Below are 20,876 nucleotides of genomic sequence, written 5' to 3' on the forward strand. Positions count from 1 at the left end.
GATGTACAATGGTCGTTGGATGGCATCGTCCTACACGGTTACATATCGATACGCAAGCAATCACTGAAAATGTCCAAAATGAATGTCAACGTTTGCCAGAAGGAACTTCTTTATTTGCGGTTGTAAAAGCGAACGGCTATGGGCATGGCGCCGTAGAATCCGCCAAAGCGGCGAAAAAAGGTGGCGCGACAGGTTTTTGTGTCGCCTTATTGGATGAAGCAATTGAATTGAGAGAAGCAGGTGTTCAGGACCCCATTTTAATTTTGAGTGTGGTAGACTTAGCTTATGTGCCTTTGTTGATTCAATATGATTTATCTGTAACGGTAGCTACACAAGAATGGTTAGAAGCTGCTCTTCAACAACTAACGCCTGAGAGTAACACGCCATTACGTGTTCACTTAAAAGTCGATACTGGCATGGGACGGATTGGCTTTTTAACCCCAGAAGAGACTAAGCAAGCAGTGCGGTTTGTTCAATCCCACAAAGAATTTTTATGGGAAGGGATTTTCACTCATTTTTCAACAGCTGATGAAATCGATACAAGCTATTTTGAAAAACAAGCAGGGCGTTTTAAGGCTGTTCTAGCAGTTTTAGAAGAGTTACCTCAGTATGTCCATGTTAGCAATAGTGCGACAGCGTTATGGCATCCTGATGTGCCAGGAAACATGATTCGCTATGGTGTAGCCATGTATGGGTTGAACCCTTCAGGTAATAAGCTGGCCCCAAGCTATGCGTTAAAGCCGGCCTTGAGGTTGACCAGTGAACTCATCCATGTAAAACGCTTAGCGGCTGGCGAAGGAATTGGCTATGGCGAAACCTACGTGACTGAATCCGAAGAGTGGATTGGGACAGTGCCAATCGGTTATGCAGATGGCTGGTTGCGTCATCTCCAAGGATTTACAGTGCTCGTGAATGGCAAGCGTTGCGAAATCGTTGGACGAGTGTGTATGGATCAATGTATGATTCGTTTAGCAGAAGAAGTTCCTGTCGGCTCAGTCGTTACATTAGTTGGAAAAGATGGCAATGAAGAAAATACGTTACAAATGGTAGCCGAAAAATTAGAAACCATTCATTATGAAGTTGCATGTACTTTCTCACAAAGAATCCCCAGAGAATATAACTAGATAGGAGGTTCCACTATGGTCAAACGCGGAGATATTTATTTTGCAGACCTTTCCCCAGTAGTGGGCTCGGAACAAGGTGGCGTCAGACCTGTCCTTGTTGTCCAAAATAACTTAGGTAATCATTTTAGCCCAACGATTATCGTTGCGGCGATCACAGCCAAAATGGCAAAGCCAAAATTGCCAACACATATCGGGATTAATTCTGATGAAACAGGCATTGAAAAAGATTCAGTGATTCTTTTAGAGCAGATTCGAACAATCGATAAGGGCCGCTTGAAAGAAAAAGTTTGTCATTTGAGACTTGATATTATGGAAGAAGTTGATCGTGCCTTAGGCATCAGTGTTGGACTTAGTAGCGATTCAGCCCCAGCAAAAGCAAATTCAGCTACATAAAGAACGATAGCTACTATGAAATCAACAAAGACGAATTGAATTTTTGAAAAAGCAACTGATTGAATTTGGTTTGCTAAACATAGTTTGAGTAAAAGCGAGAGGGATAGCCAAGTGGCATCTCTCTTGTTTTTTTGTTTTGTATTTAAAAAATTAAAATATAAATATAAAATTCAAATTTTTATCATCTTATTTTAAATAAAGTTGTTGGCAAGGCTCAAACGGAATGTTACAATCAATACTATATAGAGTTTTTAAAGAGCGTAACAGGTGATTTTACAAGTTTTGATTGTCGAGTGATGACATAAAGGAGATTATATTTGTATGATGATTGTTGTACTTTTAATGAGTAGTTGCTTATTTTTATTTGTAAGCTATCAATTGTATTTGCGATTACTTGTCGAAAAACTGGATTCAGAGGACCGGACATTAAAGAGGAAAATAAATTTCTATAAGTATCAGAAAAATAGTCGTTTAATGATTTATTTATTGTTTAGTGTTTGTCTACTTAGCGTATTATTGTTAGGAATTGTTTATACATATTATCAATTAAATCAACGAAATATCCGCATGGAACAGCGGATCGAGCGTTTGGCACAGGGCCAAGCTACTCAAGGTGACAAAATAAAAAAACAAGCAATTAAAAAAACAGCCTTAAACCAGTTTCCCTGGAAGCAAGCTGTTTCGACAGAATCGGCCGCTGTCTTGACGAATTATGAATTACAATTAGCGCGTGAATGGCGTCCTTACCTCGGAGAGACGAGTATCACAATAATTAGAAGTGAAAAAACACAAACCTTGACACTGTCTGTTTTTTCAGTTGGTTTAAGTTACCATGAATTTCAAACAGCCCAAGACAACATTTTAGCACTTATTTCAGCATTGAATTCAGTCAAAGAAATTACCATGATTGATTTTAATTTTACTTATCGAGATCAAGAGCAAACCCTTGTCAAATCCATTGATACGTATGCTCGTGAGACACTTGAAACAAATTTGGAGCCTGTCGTGATTAGTTAAAAGGACGAGAGAAAGGACATATAAATGACAAAAAGACGTTTAATCAAAAAAATTAAAGATATTTCGGATGATACGCTTGAAAAAGAAGTCTTTTTTCAGCCAGGATTCGAACCAGAAAAAATAATTAGCGGAATCAAACCAGAACAACAGGAAAAAGAAATGGCGACGTTAAGAGAAAGGCTCGCCTACTATCAGAAAAAAGAAACAGCCTTTAAAAAACTTCAAGAAGAAAATGAGCAATTAAAGAACCAACAAGAAACGGAAAAACAAGCATTAGAAGAAAAAAATCAGGCATTACTTGAAACACTAAATCAAAAAGAACATGAAATTTTTGAATTGGAAGAGCAACTGGAAACAAACAGTGAAACCACGACAGAGGCTACTACTCTTCAAACAAATCTGCAAAACGCAGAAAAACAATTAACCACTGTACATAATCAAATGGAACGTTTAGAAAGTGAATTAACGCAGCAAGTGGCAGAATTAGAAAAAGAATCGGCTGAACAGCAACAACATATCCAGACATTACACAACCAGTTAGCAGAAGAAAAAGGAAAGTTGGAGAAAAAAGGGGATATTACAGGAATGGAAAAGCAAGTAGAAACGTTAACGACAGAATTAGAAGAAAGTACAACGACTCAACAAGCATTGCAGGAACAAATTGAAAAACTAACTGTACAATTACAAAAAGTAGAAGCCGAAAAACAAACCTTACAAGAGGCTGCCCAACAAGAAGTGATTGTGCAACAACGCATGGAGGAGTTAAAGAATGAGCTTCAAAATAGTTTACAGCAAAAAAATGAAGCGGAAGTAAAATTAGGGCGATTGCAAGGTGTCAATGACAAACATCTTGCTGAAAAGCAAGTTTACGAAGGGGAATTAGCTGCTCTAAGAAAAGAAGTAGAGGCCAAAGAAGACAGTTTAGAACAAGTTCAAAAAGAATTGAAGACACTACAAGCCGTTTCAAAAAATATTGAACCGAGTAGTGAGCAGTTAACAGAACTGCTACGTGCAAAACAGCAAATTAACGATTTATTAATGAAAAATCAGCAATTACAAGAAGAGGCTTTAAAATCGCAACAAGAAATTGGCGAAGTGATGGTTTCTGCCAAAAAAGAAGCCAATCGGATTGTTAATGAAGCAAAAGTAGAAGCAAAACACCTAATTAATTCTGCAGAATTAGAAATGTTAAATATTGGTAACCGAGCGAAAAGTATTTCGAATGAAGTCGAAGCGTCAAAAGTAGAAGTGCTTGAGATTTATCGAGAATTAGAGGAACGCTTAACTAAACTGACACGTCTTGAACAAGATAATTATTAATAAAATGGTCAGTAAAAAGTTAATGGGAGCAAGGAAACTACATTGTCTTGGAGTCCTTTTTTTAGCTGTTACACTAAGTGGCTCTGCAGAACGATTACAGGCTGCTGCTATCTCAAAGGAAGAGCAGTCGCTAAGGCAACCGCTTATCAGGAAAAACATAGTAACAGAGAAGAGCGAATATCTTGTAGAAGCAAATCAAAGTATCTGGGAGCTGGCACAAGATGCGCAGAAACCACTGAATCAGTTTATGAAGGAAAACCAGTTACGTAGTAGTTATATAAAAAAAGGAACGCAATTAGTCAAATAGAAAAAAGGAGTAAAGAAAGGAAAAGTTTATTTAAGGAGCTTTTCCTTTTAAGAAAACGATGGAAGAATGGATAAAGCCAGTTATGCGAACAATTCGCCACATTAAGCGCGCCTTCTTGAAGCAAAAGTTGCCTGCGACATATCAGCTAAAAAAGCAAAAGACTAACAAAGCAACGGAATATTTGCTTGAGCAAACAGATAACCATCAATCAATAAGAGGTCCGCAAAGAAAAATGACCGCTGAAGAGATTAAAAAAAAGCGGCAAGCCTACCAAAAGAAACAGCGCATCCAAGTCGTTAGATTTTTTATGCCAGCTATTCTTTTCGCCATTTTTGTGTTCTTTTTTATTTTAAAGACATCTAGCTACCCAATTGCTGGGCAATCCATGAAGCCGACACTTAACGCAGGGGAACGAGTCTTAGTACAACGGACGAAGCAAGTAACAAGGTACGATGTGATTGCATTTAAAGCACCGCTAGCTAGCAAAGGTACGTACGTCAAGCGAATTATCGGGGTTCCTGGTGATCGAATTTGGGTAAACGAGGGAAAACTTTATCTTTCAGAAGAACCTATAGCAAACGATAATGAGGCACTGCCTGAGAATGCCAGTCGTTTTGACTTATCAGAAGAAGCAGCAGCCCAATTTCGTCTGTTTCAGAAGATTCCAGCCGGTCATTACTTTGTCTTAGGGGACAATCGTACGCATTCAAGTGATAGTCGTACGTTCGGCTTTGTCGAGATACAGACGATTGAAGGCATCGTGGTGTTTAAAATGGCGCCGTTTAAGGAAATAGGGAAAGTAAAATAAAAAGCTTAAGTCAGCCATCTGAGAGTCGGGCACTTAAGCTTTTCTTATTAGAGGTTATTTTCCCAATAACAATTGAATGATTTTTTCAATTGATTGCAGGTCATAACGATTACTAATATCCGAAAAAATATAGTAATGGTCATATTGGGCAACGAGTTGTTCATTATTGCTATTCATTAAAAGCAAATCATAATGGTTTTCTGCGTTGTAAGGCTCAATTTTCAGCGGATATTTTCCAGCGATACTCTGTTGTATTTTTTGTGCTACCAGCTCGCTATAGGCACTGCTCAGTGAGTGATAAACGCCAATGGTTATTTTTTTTTCATTCAATTCAGCAATGTGATTCAAAATAAGCGTATAATTAATTTCAGTAAATTGATTTTGGTACTTAGAAGTAGTGGCTTCTGTGGCAAAGTTCGTTGTAGCGATCTCCACTAATTCGTAAACTTCACTTTCGCTAAAAGGATGACGTAAGACTTTCAAAAGTGACTGAATTGTCCAATAATCAAAGGGTAAAATAAATCCTGAAAAATAATAGAGTTGCGCATGTAATTGGAAAAGTAAATTTTCAATATAAAGTAGCCGAATAGGCAGCACGTAATGGGATAAATAACCACGTGCTTTAAGGTACGTTAAAATGACCCGGTTCATTTCGTTAAGATACGTTTTTTCAATTCGTTGTTGTTTTGCTAAACGAAAGGCGAAAGCAGCATTCGCAGAATAATTATGCATGGAACAGAAAAAGTCATAAAACATATAGGCTTCGTTGATTGTATATGGACGGTCGATTCTTTTCATATATGTATGTATAGATAAATTAATTTCTTCAAATAAAGGTCGATCGAGTTGCGCATCATGCGGACTAATCGTTGGCAGAGGTTCTAAAACCATACGACGAAAAGAAATTTTCATCCAAAGCTTAATTTGAAGAATTTCTATATGGTCAAAGGTAATTCTGGGGATTTCTTGTAATATCTCGATTAATCCTAGGTATTGATTGGCCAGTTCTTTTTCTAAATCTGTTTTTTCTTCAAAGATAAACCAGAAAAAATTAAAAAAGAAAAAGCGAATTTGTTTTTCTTCGCCGATAAGTTTTCCTCGTTTGATACATAAATTAAACTCATTGAGTAAGTCATTTAATTCAACAATTTTTCGATAATAGGTAGCAGAGCTGATGGCATAATTCTGTTGAAAATACCCGCCATTTATTTTATTTTTATGAAAGAGTTGCTGAACCATGTGAAACTTAATAGATTTATTCAAGAACAACATGATCATTGCTTTCATGGAAAAGGTTGGCGCTTTATTTAGATAAAGGGTATCACCTAGTACAGTCATGGTGAGGCTTTCTTGGAGTTGCTCTTCTTTCAAAAATTGTTCTAAAAAAGAAAGATATTCATTCAATGTTGGTAAACTAATATTGAAAAAATCTACTAATTCATTTCGTGTCGCTTGGCCTTTATTATTATATAGGAACAATAGAATATCATTCATATAATCATACGGTTTTTCTAAAAAATCTCGTTTTAACATCGTTGCTCACCTCTCTTTTAAGAATACTGTATCTATGATAAAATGGCAATAAACAACTGATAAAAAGATTGTTTTTTGAAGTGTTTTTTATTATCATTGAGAAAAAGAAATAAAAAGAAAAAACAAAGTATTTAAATGACAACAAAATAATTAAAATGAAGGAGCGACAGAATATGAACAGCGTAGTGAATTTTAGAGATATCGGAGGATTTCCAACGCAACAAGGCACATCCGTCAAGACAGGGCATTTTTTTCGGAGTGGGGAACTCGTCAATATTGCACAAGCGGATCAACAGAAACTGGTAGAGGACTATCAAATTAAACGAATCTATGATTTTAGAAGTGCAGCAGAAACGCAAGAACGACCAGATGATTCAATTCAAGGAACCGACTATTTACATATAGATATTTTGGCCGATATTCAGGCACAGACCGCTTCATTAGAAGGAATGCTTAAAACGGTTGGTTCACCCGATGCAGCAATGGACATGGCTTATAAAGAAATGGTTCTTTCCAATTCGGGGCGCAAAGGTTACCAAACATTTTTTGAAAACTTTTTAAGTTATCCACAGGAAGCTATTTTATTTCATTGTTTCGCAGGAAAAGATCGAACAGGAATCGGCGCAGCCTTGATATTAAGTGCTTTAGGTGTGGAACATTCTTATATTTTAGAAGATTATTTAAAGACGAACGAGCAAAGAAAAGCTGCTAACGAGCAAATTATTGCGCAATATCAAGCAAATGGAACGCCTCCAGCAGAAATTCAACAATTAGAAACGCTGCTTTATGTGAAAAAAGAGTACTTAGCGACCGCTTTACAGGCGATTGAAAAAGAATTTGGTTCGGTAGAGGGCTATTTAAAAGAGGGACTCGGCTTACCTTTATCCGCCAAAAAAGACATGCTAAGTCTGTACACAAAATCATAGATCCTAAAAAAAGGACTATCCTTTCTAAAAAAGAAGTTTTATAATAGAAAAGAATCTGTTTGTAAGGAGGGATAGGGAATGAAAGAAGGACAAGAACAATTCTTAACGTTCATACTAGATCGAACAAAAGAAGATAAAAAAGAAAAAATGCAAGCGCTACTTGCAGAAATGTTTGAACGCCAACAAACAGGCAAATTAGATAAAATGTACTTGATGACAAAAGCACCAAAACTTTTGGCTTATTTAAAACCAGAAGCCATTGATGAAGTTAAACAAGTCGTTTCGGAATTTTCTAAAAATATGAAATAAACAATCTTAGCTTGAACTTACGACATTTTAAAAATGTGTCGTAACATTCAAGCTTTTGTTTGTTATTCTCTTGTATTTTATGCTAAAGTTATTCAGGCACAAAAAAAAGCAGGTGATTTTATGAAACATATAAAAAATACATGGGAACTATTTATTTTAGATTGGAAAAGAATTTTTAAAAACCCAGTAGCAACATTTTTGATTGTTGCCTTAATGATTATTCCATCATTATATGCATGGTTTAACATTAAAGCACTATGGGATCCGTATTCAAATACAGGAGAGTTACCAATAGCGGTCTATAGTGATGACCAAACAGCAACTTTTCAAGATAAATCGGTCAATATTGGTGATGAAGTCTTGAAAAACTTGAAGAAAAACAAGCAATTAGGTTGGCGTTTTGTTGATTCGAAAAAGGAATTAGACAAAGGGGTCCAATCAGGAAAATATTTTGCCGGGATTTATTTACCTAAAGATTTTTCCAAAGATTTGCTAAGTTTTACTTCTGGTGATATCAATAAACCTAAAATTGAATACTCAATCAATGAAAAAATTAATGCAATTGCGCCGAAAATTACGTCAAAAGGCGCCTCTTCCATTCAGTCACAAATTTCGGAAGAATTCATTAAAACGGCAAGTAGTACGTTAATCAAAACATTCAATGATATTGGCTATGATATTGATAAAAACATGGTTAGCATTCAAAAAGTTAAGAGCATGATTTTAGATACAGATGCCAACATTGGAACCATTGACACGTACGCGAAACAAGTCACAGACTTACATGGTAAGATGCCTGAGCTAAAAGAAAAATTAGCGAAAGCCAACGATGCGATGAAATATTTACCTGAAGTTGATGCTTTAGGAGAGAAGATTGTTGAGCTAAATGGCAAAATGCCAAGCATCAAAGAACAAGCTAGTGTTATTTTGACGTTACAAGAAAAAATTCCAGAAATTCAAAACGCTGGCCGACAAATTGCTATGATTGATGAAGACTTTGCTTCTGTGGAACAAACAATGAGCGAAGGAATCCAAGAAGCAAAACAAGGATTAGAAATCATTCAACAAGTCCAAACGGCGTTACCAGATATTCGTAAACTAGGTGATCAAGCCAATGATTTAGGGAATGTCACATTAGATGGCGCCAATAAATTGCAAGAGGCGTTACCAAGCATTACGAATAGCGTTGAAGTGACTTTGAAATCTATCCAGCAAGTTGCTACAACAACAACTTCTGTAGTCGCGACTATTCGTCAAGCGTTAGATGATGGACAGTTAACGCCAGAAGAAAAACAACATATTAATGAAGTAGTACAAGATTTCACAACTAATATCCAACGGCAACAGCAAGCAATTAACGACATTATTGCGTTTATGAAACAACTCCAAGAAAATGCTGGTAATCATGACTTAGATGGTGCGATTGCTCAATTAAGCCATGTAAATGATTTATTAACAGATTTTAGCAATCGCTTGAATCAATTAAATGCTTTAGTCCAAGCGGGTGATATCTCTGGAGTACAAAATTATTTAAATGAGATTGACGCAATGGCAACTAATATTTCTAGTATTGTGGGCAGTGTTGATGTAAACGGAATTAGTAATACCGTTTCAACCATTTTAAACAAACTAATTAGTACCATCCAAAACGCTCAAGGCCAACTAAACAAAGCGCAACAAATTGACTTTGAAGGGTTATTGAGTTCAACAAGTCAAACGGTCACTAATGCGATTTCTTTATTAGAAAAATATCAAGCCGAAATGCCGGCAATTAAACAAGAAATTCATGATGCGAATACGATGTTGAATGGCAATATGGAAACCATTGTCAATGGCATTAATCGTGGTGCTGATTTGTATAAAAACGATTTACCAGTCATTCAAGATAAAGTCAGCAAAGCGGCAGCCTTTATGCAAAATGACTATCCAGGTATCCGAAAAGATTTAACGAATACCTTGAAAACAGTCAATGAGAAAATGCCAGATGTTGAAGCGGCCTTGGACAAAGCCAACGAGCTAATTATTAATGATTGGCCAAATATCAAAACAGGATTACACAAAGCAGCGAATGCAATCCGTAAAGGTGAAAAAGAAGTTGATTTAGGCGAAATTCTTAAATTACTAAAATTAGATGCCAATAAAGAAAGTGACTTCTTTACACAACCAGTTGAAGTCAAAGAACATGCTGTTTATCCGATTGCTAATAATGGTTCGGCAAGTACCCCATTCTATACAGCTTTGTGTTTATGGGTTGGCGCTGTGTTATTCTCAAGTGTTGCGACAACAGATGTTTATCTTGAAGGAAAAGATAAAAAACGCTTTTCTAAACGGGAACAATTTTCAGCACGGATGTTTACCTTCATTGTCATGGGGATTGGTCAAGCACTGATTGTAACCTTAGGTAATTACTTTGCGTTAGGCGTAGATGTTCGTAATCCAGCGTATAGTGTCTGGTTTGCGGTATTGATTGCCATTACGTTTATGATAATGGTTTATGTGCTTGTTGCTCTCTTTGGCAATGTAGGGAAAGGAATTGCGATAATAATCTTGGTACTATCCATCTCTGGTGGGGGTGGGAACTACCCAATTCAAGTCTCAGGTAAATTCTTCCAAATGATTAATCCGTTCTTGCCGTTTACGCATGCCGTGAACTTGCTAAGGGAATCAGCAGGAGGCATTTACTGGCCAAATGCTTGGTTTGCCATTTGGATTATGGTGGGGATTTCAGTCGTCTTTAGTATTGGCGGCGCAATTCTTTATCCACATCTGGAACACAGATCGAAAAAATTTGCGGCTTTAGCACAAAAGAGCCATTTATTCCATTAAAAAACAAAAAGCTGAAAACGTCTCTAGCGTTTTCGGCTTTTTGTTTTTCTTTATTTTCAAGGCAACCCTAACAAAGAAGTTTTGGGGGCTCTTGCTTTTGACTTTTTGGCAATGCTAAATAATAAAATCTCCCTCAGAAAGTGAGGTTTTTTGTGTACAAATGTATAAAAAGGTTTTATAGTATTTTTTTAAGAAATAAAAAGTGGGTAGGGGTTGTAAAATGATTCAAGCATTGCTTCAACGATATGAGAAAAAAATTGAACGTCGTAAATTGGAAAAACGAACAGCATTCGGTGCTTTTGCCGGGCGGATTGGGCTTGTTTCTAATTTATTTTTATTCGTTAGTAAATTTATGATTGGCTTGCTTTCAGGTAGTGTTTCAATCATGGCAGATGCCATTAATAGCTTGTCCGATACTATTTCTTCAGTTTTAACATTAGTCGGTTTTTATATTGCTGGTAAGCCAGCGGATAAAGAACATCCCTATGGCCATGAACGTTTTGAATATATTAGTGGAATGCTTGTATCATTAGTGATTACGTTTATTGGGTTTGAGTTTCTAACGACCTCCGTTGATCGTATCCTGCATCCAGAATCAATCAAGGTGACACCCATTTTATTTGCTGTTTTAGCTTTGTCAATTGGGATTAAAATTTGGCAAGGGCTGTTTTACAAAAAAGTATCAGCAAAAATTGATTCTCAAGCATTAGTTGCTTCTGCTAAGGATAGCTTTAATGATGTTTATACTACATTAGCTGTTTTGATTTCTGCATTTATTGAAGGCGTCACTGGTTTGCGAATTGATGGATATATTGGTTTTTTAATTGCTGCATATATTATTTATAGTGGGCTGCAGTTAATTCGCGAATTTATTAATGAGTTGATGGGCATGCGTCCGAGCCAAACAGAAATTGATGAAATGAAAAATGTCTTATCAAAAATGGAAACAATTGTAGGGTATCACGATTTACTGATTCATAATTATGGTCCTAGCCAAACGTTTGCGTCTGTTCACATTGAAATTGATGATCGCTGGGATTTAAATAAGGCCCATCAGACAATCGATGCGATTGAAGCGAAGTTTAAAGAAGAGTTGGATGTTAATCTTGTTTGTCATATTGATCCAGTGAATTTGTATGACCCAACACAACAATTTGTTCATCAAACAATCAAAAAGATTATTCGTTCTTTTGATGCGTCTTTAAAAGTCCATGATATCCGCTTAGTTACCCATGGCGAAGAGCCGAAGATTTTGTTCGACTTGGTTTTACCTACAGAATCAAAATTATCTGAATTTGAACTGGGTGTGGAAATTCAGCGGCAAGTTTATGAAAAAATTGGTCGTTATAAAGTGGAAATTACCTTCGATCATACGTACTTGTTACAATAAAAGGGAATAATTAACTAAGTTTTTAAGCGTGAGCCAAAAGGTCAAATAGACTTTTAGCTCTCGCTTTTTTGTTTAGAGAATGCAAATCCTTTTGTTATCTGGATTCTCTTGATAAGATAAAGGAAGCGGGGGACTTTAAATGAGTGTCTGATTAAAAAAAGATGGTGATTTTTTTATCTTTTTCAGTAACAAAAATCAATTGACTTTTCATTGTGAGAAGCGTAGCATATGGATTTGTTTGATAAAAAATAATGAAAAAAGTGAGCGGGTCACTCTAGAGAAAAGGAGTAGAAAAAAATGGCGGATTTAAAACGACTGTTCATTGGGAAACCATTGAAATCAGCCGAAAATGATGAACATAAATTAAGCAGATTTGCAGCGCTTGCGTTGTTATCTTCTGATGCACTTTCATCCATTGCGTATGGTACAGAACAAATAGTGGTGGTTCTGGTTACTTTGTCGGCGGCTGCGATTTGGTATTCATTGCCAATTGCTGCATTTGTTATTATTTTACTTATTTCTTTAACATTGTCGTACCGACAAATTATTCATGCGTATCCGCATGGCGGCGGCGCATACGTTGTTAGTAGTGAAAACCTCGGCAGAAATGCCGGTTTATTGGCTGGTGGTTCGTTGTTAGTCGATTATATGCTAACAGTAGCCGTTTCAGTTTCAGCGGGCGCAGAGGCGATTATATCGGCGATTCCGGCGTTATATGGTCATCAAGTAGCAATTTCTATTGGGATTGTGATATTGATTACCTTAATGAACTTGAGAGGCCTGCGAGAATCTGCTTCGTTCTTAATGTTGCCAGTGTATAGTTTTATCGCAATTATTACCTTATTGATTGTTGTTGGGCTATTTAAAATTGTGACTGGCGCACAGCCATTGAATGCGACAGCTTTACCAGGAGCCGTGGTTCCAGGAATTTCTATTGCCTTAGTTTTACGGGCGTTTTCATCTGGTTCTTCTTCCTTAACAGGGGTTGAAGCAATCAGTAATGCAGTGCCATTCTTTAAGAAACCACGAGCAAAAAATGCTGCTGGGACGTTAGCGTTAATGGCAACGATTTTAGGGTTCTTCTTCGTGGGGATTACGTTTATTAACTATTGGTATGGGATTGTGCCAAAAGAAGAAGTGACAGTTCTTTCACAAATTGGGAAAGCGGTCTTTGGTCAAAATATTTTATATTATTTATTACAGTTTGCGACAGCCTTAATTTTAGCGGTTGCTGCTAACACAGGATTCTCAGCCTTTCCAGTTTTGGCTTATAACTTAGCCAAAGATAAGTTTATGCCGCATATGTATATGGATCGTGGCGACCGTTTAGGCTATTCAAACGGTATTTTAACTTTAGCTGCTGGTTCCATTGTTTTATTATTGATTTTCCAAGGTTCCACAGAACGTTTAATCCCATTATATTCAATTGGTGTGTTTATTCCGTTTGCTTTGTCTCAATCGGGGATGGTTGTAAAATGGCGAAAAGAAACTAAAAATTGGTTGCCAAAATCAATTGCTAATATTGTCGGCGCCTTTATCTCTTTCGCGATTATCGCCATTTTGTTTATTTATCGATTAGGGGACATCTGGCCGTTTTTTATTATTATGCCAGTGTTGATTTATGCATTTTATCGGGTCAATACTCACTATAAAAATGTGGCGGAACAGCTACGTTTAGAAGATGGGGCACAGTTACATGAGTTTGACGGGAATACAGTTATTGTTTTAGTAGGGAACGTAACCAAGGCAAATGTCGGCGCCTTGAACTATGCGCGTTCCATTGGTGATTATGTTGTTGCCATGCATGTCTCAATGGATGAAAACGTTGAAAAGGAAAAAGAAATTCAGGAAGAGTTTAAAAAACACTTCCCGGACGTTCGTCTATCAATTGTCCATTCTTCGTATCGCTCACTGCAAAACCCTATCTTACGTTATGTTGATTTAGTTAGTAAAAATGCCACGAAGCATAACTACAGTACAACAGTTTTAGTACCACAATTTGTACCAAATAAACGTTGGCAAAATATTTTGCATAACCAAACAAGTTTACGCTTGCGGATTCGTTTAGCGTGGCGGGAAAATATTATTGTGGCTACCTATAGTTATCACTTGAAAAAATAAATAAAAAAATCTGCCATCTTTTGATGGCAGACTTTTTTTATTGACGTAATTGTTTTTGATAAATTCTAGCGCAAGACTGCTCTTCGGTGGTTACCATTGTCAAAAATTCCCAGTCATATCTTTCATAAAAAGTAGTATGGTCTGTAAGCAAATAAAGCTTTTTAAATCCAGAATTAGCAAGAGAATCAACAACTGTTGTTAAAAGAATTCCTGCTAAGCCTTGGTGACGAAATGTTGGTTCGACATACAATGCACAAAGGTTTGGCGTAAGGTCTGCACGATTGTGGAAGTCATTATCAACTACGCCCACGCCTGCAACGATGTCCTGCTGCTTATTCAAGCAGACCCACCAATGTGGTACGTGGTTTTCGCTAGTTAGCATTTCCTGCATACTTGCTTGATACGCTTCAGCGGGGATTTGCCACTTTTGGCTAAACCATTGAGCAGCTGACGGAATTAAGTGTGGTTGTTGATTTAAATCGGTAATAGTATAGTTAGACATTATTGATCTCCTAGATAAAAGAACAGATCCCATTGAAAAGAAACAATGTTGGATCTGCTCTGTATTTTTTATTAATTGGAATGTTTGCTAGCTGGGTCTAAACGACGTTCAATAATCCCTAGAACCCAATCTGTGATAATCGCCATAAAGGCCGTTGGTAAGGCACCGACTAAAATGATAGAAGCACCATCTGTGGCATTAGTTCCACGAATAATAATATCCCCTAAACCACCAGCACCAACGAAAGCACCAATCGCAGTAATCCCGATTGCGACGACTAACGCATTTCGAATACCTGCCATGATTACTGAAACAGATAAAGGTAACTCGACCATATAAAGAAGTTGTAGTTTTGTCATACCCATTCCTTTACCAACATCTAAAATATTGCGATCTACTTGAATCATGCCAGTATACGTATTTTTGATGATTGGTAGGAGAGAATAAAGGAAGACCGTTACAACCACCGTGTTGACGCCTAAGCCCATTCCCAACATTAAAATCGAAAGCATTGCCAAAGCTGGTACTGTTTGGATAATGTTCGCTAAACGGATAATCCAGTTGGCTAAGCTACGTTTACGTGAAATCATAATCCCGATAGGAATCCCGACAATTGCAGCAAAGATTACGCCATAAATCGAAATTAAAAAGTGACGTAAAAATTGTTGAAAGACGTAGCCGCCATTTTGTTGGAAATAGTAGATAAATTGTTGGAATAAATTCATATTATTCATCTGTTACTCCCCCTCAAAATAGTTATTTTCTTTTAAGAAACGTTCGGCTACGACCGCAGGTTCAATTAAATCATTATCTGCTTGATAGTTCAATTCTTGCATTTTTTTAGTAGAAATTTTACCATCTAAGCGATTTAAGACATCTTTAATTTCCGGCGTTTCTTTTAATAATTTGTCACTAACCACAGGAGCGGCATCATAAGGCGGGAAAAAGCGCTTGTCATCTTTTAACATGACTAAATCGTAACTACCAATCCGGCCATCTGTTGAGTAACCTAAGATAACGTCCATTTTTCCAGCGTTGACTGCATCGTACACCAAGCCAATTTGCATTGGTAAAATAGATTTAAATTGGAAGTTGTATTCCTTTTTAAAGCCTTCATAACCGTCGCCTTCACGTGTGATCCACGCAGTATCGACACCAGCAACTAATTTGTCTGCGACTTTCCCTAAATCACTGACTGTTTTTAAATTGTATTTCTCAGCCGTTTCTTTTGTAACTAAGAATACATAAGTATTTTCAAATCCATATGAAGGGAACCAAGTTTGTTGATAACGTTTTTCAAATTCTGATTGAACTAGATTGAATGCTTTTTTAGGGTCTTTTTCCGCTGGCAAACCAAGCGTAGTAGTCACGTCAGTACCAGTATAACGAGCTGCAGAAATTGAGGCATCTCCGTTTATCATTGCTTGGTGATTGATGGTAGTAGTGGCTAAGTTGTTAATCACATTTGTTTTTTTATCTGTGTAATGCTCAACCATATCCGCTACAATGCTCCCTAAAATCTGCGCTTCTGAAGTAATCCCACCTGTAATGGCAACAGTGTTATCGTCAGAAGTTGAAGCGAGACCAGGTAAAGAACAACCTGCCAATAAAAGTAAACTGCTTAAGAAGAGTAAGCTTAACTTGAGTTTCTTTTTCATCATTATTCGCCCTCCCTTAAAGCTTTTGGCGTTAAACGATTTTCTAATAATCCAAGAAGAACATCTGCTAAAAGTGCTAAAATAGTTACTGGAATAGTCCCGCCAAAGATTAATTCTGGCTGATAGTTATTTAATCCACTGAAAATCATATCACCAAGACCACCTGCACCAATATAAGAAGCCAGTGTAGCCCAAGCAATGACATAGACAGCAGCTAAACGAATGCCGGCCATAATTGTTGGCATGGCAATGGGTAATTCAACACTAAAAATAGACTGTAAATTGGTCATGCCCATGCCTTTAGCAACATCTCGGTAATTTTCATCGACATTTTTCATTCCGATATACGTGTTTCTTAAAATAGGTAGAAGGGAATAGATGAATAGCGCGATAATAGCGGGTGTTTTGCCGACACCAAAAATTGGAATCATCAAAGCTAATAAAGCCAACGAAGGAACCGTTTGTAAGGCACTTGTTAAACCAATGACAATATTGGCTACTTTGGGCAAACGTGTTAACCAAACGCCAACGGGCACAGCGATAGCGACCCCTAATAAAAGTGCAAAGAATGAAATATAAATATGTTCAATACTTTTTGAAATCATTTCTGATCCATATTCTTGAAAGAAGCTACTCATTGCTTACGCCTCCTCTTTATCAGTTTCGGACTCGCTTTGTTTTGCTTCTACAGCTTCACTAATCGTTGTTTCATCGCCCCAGATAACATCATAAACAATGTCAACAAGGGAAGCACGTGTTAAGATGCCCACCACTCGTTTTTGTTCATCAACGACTGGCACATATTTTAAGCCGCGTTTTAAGATTCTTTGTAAAGCATCACGTAAAAGAGCGGTTTTTTGAACAAAGAAGACATCTTTATTCAAGATATCACCAACACTAGAAGCTTTGCCACGTTGCTGATCTAATGTTTCAACATCGATAAAGCCTTTAAGCACATGGGAATTATCAACAACTAATAAGGTATCAACCCGTTTTTCACGCATCAATTTAATCGCTTCTTGTAAAGATTTTTCCGGCGTGATAGTAATAGCTGAATTTAACATGACTTCATCAACAGTGGTGAAATCAGGTTTGGCTTGTAATAAGCGATCTTCTCCGATGAGTTCTTCTACAAATTCATTGGCTGGATGACGTAAAATATTATCTGGTGTGTCAAATTGAATTACTTTGCCTTCGCTCATAATGGCAATTTTATTTGCTAATTTCAACGCTTCATCCATATCATGGGTAACAAAGACAATCGTTTTTCCTAAACGTTCTTGCAAATCTTTCACTAAATCTTGTAATGAATCACGGGTGATAGGATCTAAAGCACCAAAAGGTTCATCCATTAGAATAATATCTTGATTGGCAGCTAAAGCCCGCACAACGCCGATTCTTTGTTGTTGTCCCCCAGAAAGTTCATTGGGATAGCGGTCCAACATTTCTCGTGGTAACTCAACCAAATCAATCATTTTTTCGGCTATCTTATTGCGTTCTTCCACAGGTACTTTTAATAATTTAGGCACTAAAACGATATTTTCACGAATGGTCATGTGAGGCATCAAGCCGATATTTTGAATGACATAGCCAATTTGGCGACGTAGCTCTACAGGATTGATTTTTTGAATATCTTGGCCATCAATTAAAATTTTTCCTTTTGAAGGGTCGGTCATGCGGTTAAGCATCCGCATTGATGTTGTTTTTCCACTACCACTTGTTCCGATGAAGCAGATAAATTCACCTTTATCGAAAGACAAATTAATGTCATCAACGGCGACTTTTCCGCCTTTATAAAATTTTGATACATGCTGAAATTCTATCAACTTACTCACCTCAACTAAATATTTTGAAAATGTATCTTATTACTAGTATGCTATAAAAATGCGATTTCGACAAATGTAATCTATTTTTAATGGGAAAAAGAAGGCGGTAAAAATTTTTTAATTCGTTCTAAAAAAAAGAAAAGACAACTATTGTTTAGTAAAAGTTGTCTGAACGAAACAAGATGTTAAAAAGAGTATTCTGAGAAGGGGAAAAAGCCGCTATAACAAAGAAAAGTGTCCTTTATAGCAAGTTGACGGGAGCTGAGTTTTTCATTAGAATGGAAAGAGAACAAGGGAATAAAATAAAAAAAGGCGCTTCATGATTTAGCGGCAACTAAATCACGAAGCCTTGAATAGTCACCTGTGCAAGTGGACCATCAAGTTGCCCGTTCAATCAATGGAAACCATTGATCACTTTTATTTTACTGAATTTTTGAAAAAATTACCAGTTTTTTTAAGAAGTAAGAAGTGGAAGAACGAAGGATGCTTTTTATGGAATGTGCAATGACGTTCAGAAAAATCTGAAGGTCATTTTTTATTCTCTTGTTCAAACATTCAAACATAGGGGAAGAGAGACGGACGTAATTTTGTCACCGATTATTACGTCCGTCTTCCGTTGTTTTCTAAAGCGTTGGTTACATGTCTTTGTAGAGGTTGGCTTCAATTGCAGTCCGTTTTGGTTCTAAAAAAGGCGGTAAAGCCAACGTTTCCCCTAAATGTTCTAGAGGCTCATCCAATGTAAAGCCAGGAGCCAAAGTAGCAAATTCAACCCGATTCCCGCCTGGTTCACGAATGTATAAACTTTTAAAATATTCACGACTTACATACATTTCAATTTCCCAGCCTTGTGCTAAAGCGCGCGTGTGTAGTTCTTGTAATGCTTCATCATCAGCCACAGAAAAAGCAATATGATCCATACTGCCACGCCCCATTCGGCTTGTTTTATCCGACGTTGTTTGATGAACAGAAAAGCTTTCCGTCTCACTCAAAATAATCGTATTGCCAACTGCTTGCCAACCAAGAAATGTTTCAAAAAAGGCCAAGGTTTTTTCAGAATCTGGTACATGAAATTCAGTAGAGGCCAAACCGATAATTTGAACCGCTGCTGGAATGTCGTTAGAAACAACGAGTGTTTCTTTTAATGGATTTTCAGGAACTTCTGTCAGGATAATATGCGTATCATCTGGATCACTGAAATGGAGGCTCTTTTCTTTTTTATTAAATGGAATTTTGTTTTCTGTTAAACGTTGTTCCCAAAAGGAAAGGCTGTTTTGGGGAATTTTTAAGCCAATCGTGGCTAAATAATTTTTTTCTTCATAGCGGTTGCCTAATAAGGGTACGATAAAAAAAGTTACTAAGCTTCCCGGTGTGCCTTGATAATCGCCATAAAAATAATGAGGCATGCGATTGTTGTCTTGATTTACGGTATTTTTGACAAAGCGTAAGCCTAACAATTTTGTATAGAATGATTGGTTTTCTTGACCATGACGCGCTAATAGTGAAACATGATGAAATTGAGCATGCATTTTGAGTTCCTCCTCTAAATAACTATGTATACTTACTTAAAGTAAGTATAGTGCTTCTGACATTTTTTGACAACTATTTAGTTTGATTCAGAAGGCTGACATAGCCAGAAACAAGAAAAAGTGTTAGAATAACCAAGATAAAAACTAGTAGAAAGAGTGACGGAAATGCTAAGTACAGAAGATTTTGATTTTGATTTACCAGAAGAATTAATTGCTCAAACCCCACTAAAAGATCGCGCTAGTTCACGATTATTAGTTGTAAATAAAGAAACAGGGGACATGGAGGATAAACATTTCCATGATATTCTTGATGAATTACAGCCTGGGGATGCATTAGTCATGAATAATACACGGGTACTGCCGGCCCGTTTATATGGAGAAAAACCTGAAACAGGCGGTCATTTGGAAGTTTTACTTTTAACAAATACAGAAGGCGATACATGGGAAACCTTGATTAAACCCGCGAAACGTGCAAAAGTCGGCACGGAAATTCAATTTGGCGATGGTCGCCTAAAAGCGGTGGTTAAAGAAGAGTTGGAACATGGTGGTCGAATCATTGAATTTAAATATGATGGTATTTTCTTAGAAATTTTAGAATCGTTAGGAGAAATGCCATTGCCGCCATATATCAAAGAACGTCTAAATGACCCAGATCGTTATCAAACGGTTTATGCTGAAGAAAATGGTTCAGCTGCAGCACCAACAGCGGGTTTGCATTTTACAAAAGAACTATTAGAAGAGATCAAAGCAAAAGGTGTTCATCTCGTTTATTTAACTTTACATGTCGGTTTAGGAACATTCCGTCCCGTGAGCGTTGATAATATAGAAGAACATCATATGCATAGCGAATTCTATCGTTTAACTGAAGAAGCGGCTAAGCAATTAAATGAAGTACGCCAAGCAGGCGGTCGGATTGTTGCGGTTGGAACAACTTCTATTCGTACGTTGGAAACAATTGGCACAAAATTTAATGGTGAAATCCAGGCTGACAGTGGCTGGACCGATATTTTTATCACACCGGGGTATCAATTTAAAGTCGTAGAGGCTTTTTCAACGAACTTCCATTTACCAAAATCTACGTTAGTGATGCTTGTGAGTGCTTTTGCAGGAAAAGACTTAACATTGGCTGCTTACCAACATGCAATTGAGGGAAAATATCGTTTCTTTAGTTTTGGCGATGCAATGTTTATTAAATAAGCGACACTTTGTGAGCAGAATACTTGGGATTGAAACAAAAATATATTATGATAAACACGTGATTTTTGGAATCACAGTAAAGGTGTGCTTTAT

General features: G+C 37.0%; 19 protein-coding genes. 12 read left to right on the forward strand and 7 right to left on the reverse strand.

Going from position 1 to position 20,876, the window contains the following annotated elements:
- Positions 1-8 precede the first annotated feature (8 nt).
- The 6 genes from alr to lepB all read left to right on the forward strand — a co-directional run bounded on the left by alr (position 9) and on the right by lepB (position 4,969).
- A complete protein-coding gene (gene alr / locus IGJ41_RS03250) occupies positions 9-1,124 on the forward strand; it encodes an alanine racemase (RefSeq protein ID WP_438713868.1) in 1,116 nt (371 codons plus the stop codon).
- A 15-nt stretch (positions 1,125-1,139) separates the two neighbouring features.
- Positions 1,140-1,517: a type II toxin-antitoxin system PemK/MazF family toxin gene (locus tag IGJ41_RS03255; protein WP_002355729.1), complete on the forward strand. Its 378-nt coding sequence runs from the start codon at positions 1,140-1,142 to the stop codon at positions 1,515-1,517.
- A 321-nt stretch (positions 1,518-1,838) separates the two neighbouring features.
- A complete protein-coding gene (locus IGJ41_RS03260) occupies positions 1,839-2,534 on the forward strand; it encodes a hypothetical protein (RefSeq protein ID WP_153854253.1) in 696 nt (231 codons plus the stop codon).
- A 24-nt stretch (positions 2,535-2,558) separates the two neighbouring features.
- Positions 2,559-3,854: a hypothetical protein gene (locus IGJ41_RS03265; RefSeq protein WP_202524483.1), complete on the forward strand. Its 1,296-nt coding sequence runs from the start codon at positions 2,559-2,561 to the stop codon at positions 3,852-3,854.
- Positions 3,835-4,161 carry a hypothetical protein gene (locus IGJ41_RS03270; RefSeq protein WP_142961169.1) on the forward strand — a complete coding sequence of 109 codons (327 nt, stop codon included), beginning with the start codon at positions 3,835-3,837 and terminating at the stop codon, positions 4,159-4,161. Before IGJ41_RS03265 ends, IGJ41_RS03270 begins: the two co-directional genes overlap by 20 nt.
- A gap of 58 nt (positions 4,162-4,219) precedes the next feature.
- Positions 4,220-4,969 (forward strand): signal peptidase I, encoded by a 750-nt coding sequence (lepB, locus tag IGJ41_RS03275; RefSeq protein WP_173963947.1) that lies wholly within the window; start codon positions 4,220-4,222, stop codon positions 4,967-4,969.
- Positions 4,970-5,023: 54 nt separating this feature from the next.
- Here the strand turns inward: lepB and IGJ41_RS03280 are convergent, their stop codons facing one another.
- Positions 5,024-6,502 carry a helix-turn-helix domain-containing protein gene (locus IGJ41_RS03280; RefSeq protein ID WP_438713872.1) on the reverse strand — a complete coding sequence of 493 codons (1,479 nt, stop codon included), beginning with the start codon at positions 6,500-6,502 and terminating at the stop codon, positions 5,024-5,026.
- Between the two features lie 173 nt (positions 6,503-6,675).
- Between IGJ41_RS03280 and IGJ41_RS03285 the strand changes: the two genes are divergently transcribed.
- The 5 genes from IGJ41_RS03285 to IGJ41_RS03305 all read left to right on the forward strand — a co-directional run bounded on the left by IGJ41_RS03285 (position 6,676) and on the right by IGJ41_RS03305 (position 14,074).
- Positions 6,676-7,428, forward strand: coding sequence for a tyrosine-protein phosphatase (locus IGJ41_RS03285; RefSeq protein ID WP_142961167.1), 753 nt, complete (start codon positions 6,676-6,678; stop codon positions 7,426-7,428).
- Positions 7,429-7,506: 78 nt separating this feature from the next.
- The gene (locus tag IGJ41_RS03290; RefSeq protein ID WP_002355737.1) at positions 7,507-7,737 is read left to right on the forward strand and encodes a hypothetical protein; all 231 of its coding nucleotides are present in this window, start codon (positions 7,507-7,509) and stop codon (positions 7,735-7,737) included.
- Positions 7,738-7,857: 120 nt separating this feature from the next.
- Positions 7,858-10,563: a YhgE/Pip domain-containing protein gene (locus tag IGJ41_RS03295; RefSeq protein WP_173963944.1), complete on the forward strand. Its 2,706-nt coding sequence runs from the start codon at positions 7,858-7,860 to the stop codon at positions 10,561-10,563.
- A 220-nt stretch (positions 10,564-10,783) separates the two neighbouring features.
- On the forward strand, positions 10,784-11,953 hold the full coding sequence (locus IGJ41_RS03300; protein ID WP_002386999.1) for a cation diffusion facilitator family transporter: 1,170 nt from the start codon (positions 10,784-10,786) through the stop codon (positions 11,951-11,953).
- 297 nt (positions 11,954-12,250) lie between these two features.
- A complete protein-coding gene (locus IGJ41_RS03305; RefSeq protein WP_002379167.1) occupies positions 12,251-14,074 on the forward strand; it encodes an APC family permease in 1,824 nt (607 codons plus the stop codon).
- Between the two features lie 37 nt (positions 14,075-14,111).
- Here IGJ41_RS03305 and IGJ41_RS03310 read toward each other — a convergent pair whose 3' ends face one another.
- The 6 genes from IGJ41_RS03310 to IGJ41_RS03335 all read right to left on the reverse strand — a co-directional run bounded on the left by IGJ41_RS03310 (position 14,112) and on the right by IGJ41_RS03335 (position 19,586).
- Positions 14,112-14,576 (reverse strand): GNAT family N-acetyltransferase, encoded by a 465-nt coding sequence (locus IGJ41_RS03310; RefSeq protein ID WP_086281139.1) that lies wholly within the window; start codon positions 14,574-14,576, stop codon positions 14,112-14,114.
- Between the two features lie 71 nt (positions 14,577-14,647).
- Positions 14,648-15,310: an ABC transporter permease gene (locus tag IGJ41_RS03315; RefSeq protein WP_153854259.1), complete on the reverse strand. Its 663-nt coding sequence runs from the start codon at positions 15,308-15,310 to the stop codon at positions 14,648-14,650.
- 3 nt (positions 15,311-15,313) lie between these two features.
- Positions 15,314-16,234: an osmoprotectant ABC transporter substrate-binding protein gene (locus IGJ41_RS03320; RefSeq protein ID WP_033625275.1), complete on the reverse strand. Its 921-nt coding sequence runs from the start codon at positions 16,232-16,234 to the stop codon at positions 15,314-15,316.
- A gap of 2 nt (positions 16,235-16,236) precedes the next feature.
- The gene (locus tag IGJ41_RS03325; protein WP_002355744.1) at positions 16,237-16,872 is read right to left on the reverse strand and encodes an ABC transporter permease; all 636 of its coding nucleotides are present in this window, start codon (positions 16,870-16,872) and stop codon (positions 16,237-16,239) included.
- Positions 16,873-16,875: 3 nt separating this feature from the next.
- A complete protein-coding gene (locus IGJ41_RS03330) occupies positions 16,876-18,069 on the reverse strand; it encodes a betaine/proline/choline family ABC transporter ATP-binding protein (protein ID WP_002355745.1) in 1,194 nt (397 codons plus the stop codon).
- 626 nt (positions 18,070-18,695) lie between these two features.
- On the reverse strand, positions 18,696-19,586 hold the full coding sequence (locus IGJ41_RS03335) for a ring-cleaving dioxygenase (protein WP_101008691.1): 891 nt from the start codon (positions 19,584-19,586) through the stop codon (positions 18,696-18,698).
- A gap of 165 nt (positions 19,587-19,751) precedes the next feature.
- On the opposite strand from IGJ41_RS03335, the gene queA reads away from it, so the two are divergent.
- On the forward strand, positions 19,752-20,783 hold the full coding sequence (gene queA / locus IGJ41_RS03340) for a tRNA preQ1(34) S-adenosylmethionine ribosyltransferase-isomerase QueA (protein ID WP_438713876.1): 1,032 nt from the start codon (positions 19,752-19,754) through the stop codon (positions 20,781-20,783).
- The last annotated feature ends 93 nt before the right edge of the window (positions 20,784-20,876 follow it).

Source organism: Enterococcus sp. DIV1537a (assembly GCF_051712085.1).
GTDB lineage: Bacteria > Bacillota > Bacilli > Lactobacillales > Enterococcaceae > Enterococcus > Enterococcus faecalis.